This is a genomic window from Streptomyces fuscigenes (assembly GCF_021556455.1).
Taxonomy (GTDB): domain Bacteria; phylum Actinomycetota; class Actinomycetes; order Streptomycetales; family Streptomycetaceae; genus Streptomyces; species Streptomyces fuscigenes.
Genome location: NZ_JAKGCV010000286.1, coordinates 1 through 7,152, shown reverse-complemented (window position 1 = coordinate 7,152; position 7,152 = coordinate 1). Strand labels below are relative to the sequence as shown.

Sequence of the window (7,152 nt, the reverse complement as noted above, 5' to 3'; positions counted from 1 at the left end):
CGCAGCGCGAGCCGGCCGTCCGCCCCCGGGTACGGGACCCTGGCCGCGACCGGGCCGGCCTCGGGCACCCGCCCGACCAGCGCCCGCACGTCCCGCACGCCCGCGTGCAGCGGCACGCCCCCGTCGACCGAGCCGTACCGCACGTCCCAGTGCCCCTCCGCCAGGGCGACGGTGGAGGGCAGGACGGCGCGGCGGCGCCCGTCGTCGGCCAGGGTGAGCGGCAGCAGCACCTCCTCGGCGGCGCCCGGCCCGCGCCTGCGCAGCACGAGCGTCGCGTCGTGCGTCAGCGCTCCGCCGGGCAGCTCGAACGTGAGGCCGCCCGCCGAGTCCGCCGTGCAGTCGACGGCGCACCCCTGAGCCGGGGCGCGATGGCCGGGGGAACTGTTCATGCGCTCAGGCGCCCTTCGCTCGTCGCTGCCGCTGCCGCTGCCGCTGTGCCGGCGGTGCCCGGCCCGTCACCCGTGAGATGCGCATCGGGCCTGTTCGGTGCCGCTTTCCGGGAGATTCGCCTTTTCGCCCGGGCGACGTGCGTGACCCCGGCCGCCGGTCACCCGTTGTCTTCGTATGAGCCGGGAACAGCCCGGCCCCACGTACCAGTTCGAGGAGCCACCCGTGCCGCGCATGCTCGACGTCAGCGAAGACGTACGCGCCGAGATCGGCGACGAAGAAGCCGACCGGCTGCTCGCCGGCGAGAACTCGCCCGGAAGCTACGACTGCACCTCCTGCCGCACGCCCGGCGACTCGGAGCAGGAGCGGACGAGCACGGTGCTGTTCGTCGGCGAGGAGACCGCCGTGCTGGCGTTCGCGCACGCCTCCTGCATCCCCTCGCAGGTGGTGCAGGTCGCGGAGGACCAGCTCCAGGGCGCGGTCCGGTCCATCACGGGTTCCGACGGAGCCCAGGCGCCGGCGGGCGGCGAGCAGGCGGTGCTGGGCGTGACCAGCGGCCTCGTGCTGATCGAGGGCGACCTGCACCCCGCCCTGGTCGTGGAGCCCACGGCCCCCATCGCCCGGCCCGGCACGACGGGCCCCGACCAGTTCCTCCAACTGCTGGTCGAGCAGGGGTTCCAGGCGGTCGCCGACCTCGCCTCGGTGCCCCCGGCGCTGCCCGGCTGGTCGGTGCTGCTGGCCATGGGGCAGCTGCACGCGGTGCTCCAGCCCGGCGCGAACGGCGGCGGCCAGGTGGCCTGGTGGCAGGCGCACCAGCCGCTCCAGGTCACGGACGGGTGGCGGGCCGAGGCCAACAAGTCCAACACCGTCCTCGTGTTCGCCGCGCCGGTCGGCTCCATCGGTCAGCAGCCGCGCGAGGACCTGCTGCGCGACGCCCTGGACAGAGCGGCCGCCGCGGGGCGCCTGGTGGCGGCCGCGATGCCGTTGGCGGGCACGTGACGCCCCGTCACCCGAAGCAACCACCGCAGCCCGGGCTGCTCGGCCGGTCCGGGCAGCCCGGCGGCGTGCCGGGATTCGGACACGGGGCCACAACCGGGGCAATAACGGACGACAGGCCGCATCCCCCAGGTCCCGGGGTCGTTGGGCGGTATGTGCACGCATACGAACCGACCCGCGCCCATCTCCCCTCGATGCGCCCCGCGCAGGACCTGGTGGACGGATACAGCCTCACGCCGATCTACGACGCCCTGTACTCGGAGTACCTGAGGTCGTTCAGAGCCCTGCCGGGCGATCGCAGCGGCGAGGAGAACCTCGGCTTCACGGCCTTCGGCATCGCCCCGGGTGCCCGGGGCGGGTACGGCGGCCGGTACGGGGACCGCGGCGCCCATCCCGGTTCGTGGCAGCGGGATCCCCGCCAGGCCCCGCGTCACGCGGCGGCCGCGCTCCCCCCGGGGCCCCGCCGCTCGGCCTGAGCACCACCGCCGGGCACCCGGGCCCCGGCGGCGGCAGGACGCGGCAGGAGGGAGGGGCGGTGGCACGTGCCACCGCCCCTCCCTCCTGCCGTGTGCCGCGGGCCGCCCGTCGCGCGGACGGACGGCCCGGAGCCCTACTTCTTGCGGCCGCGCTTCTCCCGCACCCGTACCGAGATGTGGATCGGGGTGCCCTCGAAGCCGAACTCCTCGCGGAGCCTGCGCTCGATGAACCTGCGGTAGCCCGCCTCGATGAACCCGGACGCGAACAGCACGAACCGCGGCGGCCTGGTGCCGGCCTGGGTGCCGAACAGGATGCGCGGCTGCTTGCCGCCCCTGATCGGGTGCGGGTGGCCGGCGACCAGCTCGCCGAGGAACGCGTTGAGGCGTCCGGTCGGCACCCGGGTCTCCCAGCCGGCGATGGCCGTCTCGATCGCCGGGACGAGCTTCTCCATGTGGCGGCCGGTGCGGGCCGAGACGTTGACCCGCGGCGCCCAGGCGACCTGCGCGAGCTCCGTCTCGATCTCCCGCTCCAGGTAGTAGCGGCGCTCCTCGTCGAGGGTGTCCCACTTGTTGTACGCGATGACGAGCGCGCGGCCCGCCTCCACCGCCATCGTGATGATGCGCTGGTCCTGGACGCTGATCGACTCGCTGGTGTCGACCAGCACGATCGCCACTTCGGCCTTCTCCACCGCGGCGGCCGTGCGCAGGGACGCGTAGTAGTCGGCGCCCTCCTGCATGTGCACACGGCGGCGGATGCCGGCGGTGTCGACGAACTTCCACGTGGTCCCGCCGAGTTCGATCAGCTCGTCGACCGGGTCGCGGGTGGTGCCCGCGATCTCGCTGACGACCACGCGCTCCTGGCCGGCGAGCTTGTTCAGCAGCGAGGACTTGCCGACGTTCGGCCGGCCGACCAGCGCGATGCGCCGGGGACCGCCCACGGCGGCGCCGAACGACTCGCGCGGGGCGTCGGGCAGCACTTCGAGCACCGCGTCGAGCATGTCGCCCGTGCCGCGGCCGTGCAGCGACGAGACCGGGTGGGGCTCGCCGAGGCCGAGCGACCACAGCATGGCCGCGTCGGCCTCGCCGCTCTGCCCGTCGACCTTGTTGGCGCACAGCACGACGGGCTTGCCGGCCTTGCGCAGCAGCCGGACGACGGCGCCGTCGGTGTCGGTCGCGCCGACCGTCGCGTCCACGACGAAGATCGCCGCGTCGGCGGCATCCATCGCGAACTCGGCCTGCGCCGCCACGGAGGCGTCGATGCCGAGGACGTCCTGCTCCCAGCCGCCGGTGTCGACGACCTTGAAGCGGCGGCCGGCCCACTCGGCCTCGTAGGTCACGCGGTCCCGGGTGACGCCGGGCCGGTCCTCCACGACGGCCTCGCGGCGGCCGATGATGCGGTTCACGAGGGTCGACTTGCCGACATTGGGGCGGCCGACGACGGCGACGACGGGCAGCGGGCCGTGGCCCGCCTCGTCGATGGCGCCCTCGACGTCCTCGGGGTCGAAGCCCTCTTGCGCGGCGATCTCCATGAACTCCGCGTACTCGGCGTCGCCGAGCTCACCGTGCTCGTCGCCCGAGCCGGTATCCATCTGGTCGTCCATGAGAAGTGCGTACCTCGTTCATCCGTCGTGATCGGTGGCCGCTGCCGGGAGCGGCCACTACTCGGGCGCGGCGCGCGCACAGGACTGTGCGCCCGCGGCCCTGCCCGCCGACCGCTCTCCTAGCGGCCGGTGAGCTGCCGTGCGGCCTTCAGGTGGCCGGTCAGCTGCTGCTGGACGTGCACGGTCGCGTCGTCCATGGCGGAGCGGGTGCGACCGCCGGACGGGACCTGGAAGGGGTCGCCGAAGACGATGTCGACCCGGCTGCGTATCGGGGGCAGCGCCCGTATCAGCCGCCCCGGCCGCTCCGAGCTTCCCAGCACCGCCACGGGCACCACCGGTGCGCCGGAGCGGACGGCGAAGTACGTCAGCCCGGCGCGCAGCGCCCCGAAGTCGCCGCCAGCCCGGGTGCCCTCGGGGAATATCCCGAGGACCTTGCCGTCGGCGAGGACGTCCAGCGCACCCATTATGGCCGTACGGTCCACCGCCTGGCGGTCCACGCTGAGCTGGCCTATGGAGCGCAGGAAGGCGCCGAGCGGGCCGATGAACGCTTCCTTCTTGATCAGGAAGTGCACGGGGCGGGGCGCGACGCCCATCACCAGGGGGCCGTCGACGTTGTGCGAGTGGTTGACGGCCAGTATCACCGGCCCCTGGGCGGGGACGCGCCAGGAGCCGAGGACCCGCGCGTTCCACAGGCCGTTGATGAGGCCTATGCCGAGGCCTCTGCCGAAGGCCGCGCCGCGCTCCGACGCGACGGGGCGCGGCGGGCGGGAGGTGGCGGAGGTAGTCACTTCGCCGCCCGCTTCTCCTCGACGAGGGCCACGATGCGGTCGATGACCTGGACCAGGGTGAGGTCCGTGGTGTCGATCTCGGCCGCGTCCGACGCCTTCGCGAGGGGGGAGGTCTTGCGGCTGGAGTCCGCGGCGTCCCGGCGGATCAGCGCTTCCTTCGTGGCGGCGACGTCGGCGGTGGCCGTGGTGCCGAGCTCGCCGCTGCGGCGGGCAGCGCGGGCCTCGGCCGAGGCGGTGAGGAAGATCTTGACGTCCGCGTCGGGCAGGACGGTCGTGCCGATGTCCCGGCCCTCGACCACGATGCCGTGGGGTGCGGCGGCGGCGATGGAGCGCTGCAGCTCGGTGATGACGGTGCGCACCTCGGGGACGGCGCTGACCGCGCTGACCTTGGAGGTGACCTCCGGCGTGCGGATCGGGGCGGAGGCGTCCGCGCCGTCGACGGTGATGCCGGGGGCCGCGGGGTCCGTGCCGGAGACGATGACCGGCTTGCCGGCGACCGCCGCCACCTCGGAGGGGTCGGACACGTCGACGCCGTTGCTGATCATCCACCACGTCATCGCGCGGTACTGGGCGCCGGTGTCGAGGAAGCTCATGCCGAGCCGGGTGGCCACGGCCTTCGACGTGCTGGACTTGCCGGTGCCCGAGGGCCCGTCGATGGCGACGATCACCGCGGGACCGGTCGCGGGGGCGGCGGGTGCGGCTTGTGCGGCGGTTTCCACGGGGACGGACACCTTCCTGGGTGGCGCGGGGACGACGAGCGCTGCTCCGGTACGGGCCGGGGGCCCACGGAGGCGCGGGACCTTCGAGACGGGTCCCCCGTAGAGATTACCGACTGCCCGCATCGGCCTGCGCACTCGTCCGCCCCCGGCCGCCCGGACGGCGACCGGGAGCCCTCGACGCCGTGGCGGCCGGCGCCCGCCCGGGCCGGTCCGCGCCCGCCCGGGCCGGTCCACGCCCGTCCGTGCCTGTGCGCGCACGCCCTCTCCGCGCCCGTGTCCGCGTCTTCGCGTCCTCGGTCGCCCGGCCGTCGTCCGCCCGCTTCCGGCGGCCTCCCGCCCCCGGCGGAACGCGGCCCCCGAGCCGTCATCGGACTGCAACGCAGGGCTGGAGTGAACGGGCGGTGGGAGGGCACAAGCTCCGACGCAACGCACTGTCGGCATCAGTGCGGCGGACAAGGAGCGGACATGGAGATTTCGGGCATCATCTCGGCGATCATCATCGGCGTCATCATCGGCGTCCTGGGTCGGCTCGTCGTGCCCGGGCGGCAGCACATCGGCGTGCTGTGGACGATCGTCATCGGCATCGTCGCCGCACTGATCGGCAGCTGGATCGCGTCGGCCATCGGTGTCGCGGACACCAACGGTGTCGACTGGATCGAATGGATCATTCAGGTCGCTCTCGCCGGACTGGGCATCGCGGCGCTCGACCGCCCGCGGACGCACCGCCGCTAGTGCGGCGCCCACGGCGCGTACCGCGCGCCCCACGTGCCGATCCCCCGCCGGGGAGCCCGTGCCACGAGGCCCGGGACCCCGCCGACGCGGGAGCGGAAGGATCCGGAGCTGCAGGCAGACGGCCGTCGAAGAACACCTTCGGCGGCCGTTCCGCCTGTCCGGGGCCGTTTCGGGCCGAGACGGGTCCGCGGGGCCGTCGCCCGAGCGCGCGTGTCACGTGACGTGGGCTGCATCCGGAAGGGGAGCCGTGTGCGGCGGGCGGGACCCACCCCGGCAGGAACCCCTGCCAGGAGCCCCCGGGTAGATTGACCCCGAACGGTGAAACCCGAGGTCCGGGCCGCGCACCCGCGCTTCCTCCGGCCCGCGGCCCACCGCTCCGCGCTCGCCGCGCGCCCCCGCCCCTCGCGGCCGGGCCCGGCGGACGGCCCGACGCCGACGAGCAGACGAGCAGACGAGCAGTCGAGCAGTCGAGCAGTCGAGCAGTTGACGAACGGCCCGACGAACAACCTGACGAACAGCCCGACGACCAGCCCAAGGTGACCCCATGACGCCGCCCGCCACCCCGCTCACCGTCGTCGGGATCGGCGCCGACGGCTGGGCGGGTCTGGCCGAACCCGCGCGGCGCGCGCTGCTCGGCGCCGACGTCGTCATCGGCGCGCCCCGCCAGCTCGACCTGCTGCCGCCGGAGGCGCGCGCCGAGCGGGTGGCGTGGCCCTCGCCGCTGCGGCCCGCCGTGCCGGGGCTGCTCGCCGCACATGCGGACCGTGCCGTATGCGTGCTGGCCAGCGGTGACCCGTTGCACTACGGCATCGGCCGGGCGCTCGCCGAGACGGTCGGCCCGGACCGGCTGCGCGTTCTGCCGCACCCGTCGTCCGTGTCGTACGCCTGCGCGCGGCTCGGCTGGCCCGTCGAGGACGTGGACGTGGTCACGGCCGTGGGCCGGCCGCTGGAGCGGGTCGCCGCGGCGCTGCACGACGGCCGCCGGCTGCTCGTGCTGAGCGCCGACGCGTCGACACCCGCCGCCCTCGCGGCCCTGCTGCGCGAACGGGGCTACGGCCCCAGTCCGCTGCACGTCCTCGAACGGCTCGGCGACGACGCCCGCGAACGCCACGTACACGGCACGGCCGACACCTGGGACGCGCCGCCCGGCGACCCCCTCAACATCGTGGCCGTCGACTGCCGCCGCGCTTCCGGCACCCCGCGCCTCGGCGCCGCGCCCGGGCTGCCCGACACGGCGTACGAGCACGACGGCCAGCTGACGAAGCGCCACGTGCGTGCCGCGACCCTCGCGGCGCTCGCGCCCGCCCCCGGCGAACTGCTGTGGGACGTCGGCGGCGGCTCCGGGTCGATCGGCGTCGAGTGGATGCGGACGCATCCCGCCTGCCGGGCGGTCGCCGTCGAGCGGGACCCCGTGCGGGCCGAGCGCATCGGCCGCAACGCCCGCGCGCTCGGC

The 7,152-nt window shown here is 74.8% G+C and carries 7 protein-coding genes and 1 pseudogene; 4 read left to right on the top strand and 4 right to left on the bottom strand.

What is annotated here, in order from left to right; all coding sequences use genetic code 11:
- Positions 1-389 (bottom strand): annotated as a pseudogene (locus L1885_RS20155) (hypothetical protein); the annotation flags it as partial.
- Positions 390-612: 223 nt separating this feature from the next.
- Between L1885_RS20155 and L1885_RS20150 the strand changes: the two are divergent.
- The gene (locus L1885_RS20150) at positions 613-1,386 is read left to right on the top strand and encodes a DUF8842 C-terminal domain-containing protein (RefSeq protein WP_235798566.1); all 774 of its coding nucleotides are present in this window, start codon (positions 613-615) and stop codon (positions 1,384-1,386) included.
- A 191-nt stretch (positions 1,387-1,577) separates the two neighbouring features.
- Entirely contained in the window at positions 1,578-1,859 is a 282-nt protein-coding gene (locus L1885_RS20145; protein ID WP_268984298.1) for a hypothetical protein, read from the top strand.
- 134 nt (positions 1,860-1,993) lie between these two features.
- Here the strand turns inward: L1885_RS20145 and der are convergent, their stop codons facing one another.
- From der to cmk, 3 genes are all read right to left on the bottom strand, one after another.
- A complete protein-coding gene (der, locus tag L1885_RS20140) occupies positions 1,994-3,460 on the bottom strand; it encodes a ribosome biogenesis GTPase Der (RefSeq protein WP_235798564.1) in 1,467 nt (488 codons plus the stop codon).
- Between the two features lie 119 nt (positions 3,461-3,579).
- Positions 3,580-4,248 carry a lysophospholipid acyltransferase family protein gene (locus L1885_RS20135; RefSeq protein ID WP_235798563.1) on the bottom strand — a complete coding sequence of 223 codons (669 nt, stop codon included), beginning with the start codon at positions 4,246-4,248 and terminating at the stop codon, positions 3,580-3,582.
- Positions 4,245-4,979, bottom strand: coding sequence for a (d)CMP kinase (gene cmk, locus L1885_RS20130; RefSeq protein ID WP_372481984.1), 735 nt, complete (start codon positions 4,977-4,979; stop codon positions 4,245-4,247). The genes L1885_RS20135 and cmk overlap by 4 nt, the downstream gene beginning before the upstream one ends.
- A gap of 453 nt (positions 4,980-5,432) precedes the next feature.
- Between cmk and L1885_RS20125 the strand changes: the two genes are divergently transcribed.
- Complete coding sequence (locus L1885_RS20125; protein WP_235798561.1) at positions 5,433-5,699, top strand: GlsB/YeaQ/YmgE family stress response membrane protein; 267 nt, start codon at positions 5,433-5,435, stop codon at positions 5,697-5,699.
- Between the two features lie 544 nt (positions 5,700-6,243).
- A partial coding sequence (gene cbiE, locus L1885_RS20120) for a precorrin-6y C5,15-methyltransferase (decarboxylating) subunit CbiE (protein ID WP_235798560.1) occupies positions 6,244-7,152 on the top strand: 909 nt, incomplete at its 3' end.

Bases quoted from the DNA above. Each gene is read 5' to 3' on its own strand.
- L1885_RS20145 (WP_268984298.1), top strand. From the start codon at position 1,578: ATGCGCCCCGCGCAGGACCTGGTGGACGGATACAGCCTCACGCCGATC.
- der (WP_235798564.1), bottom strand. From the start codon at position 3,460: ATGGACGACCAGATGGATACCGGCTCGGGCGACGAGCACGGTGAGCTC.
- L1885_RS20125 (WP_235798561.1), top strand. From the start codon at position 5,433: ATGGAGATTTCGGGCATCATCTCGGCGATCATCATCGGCGTCATCATC.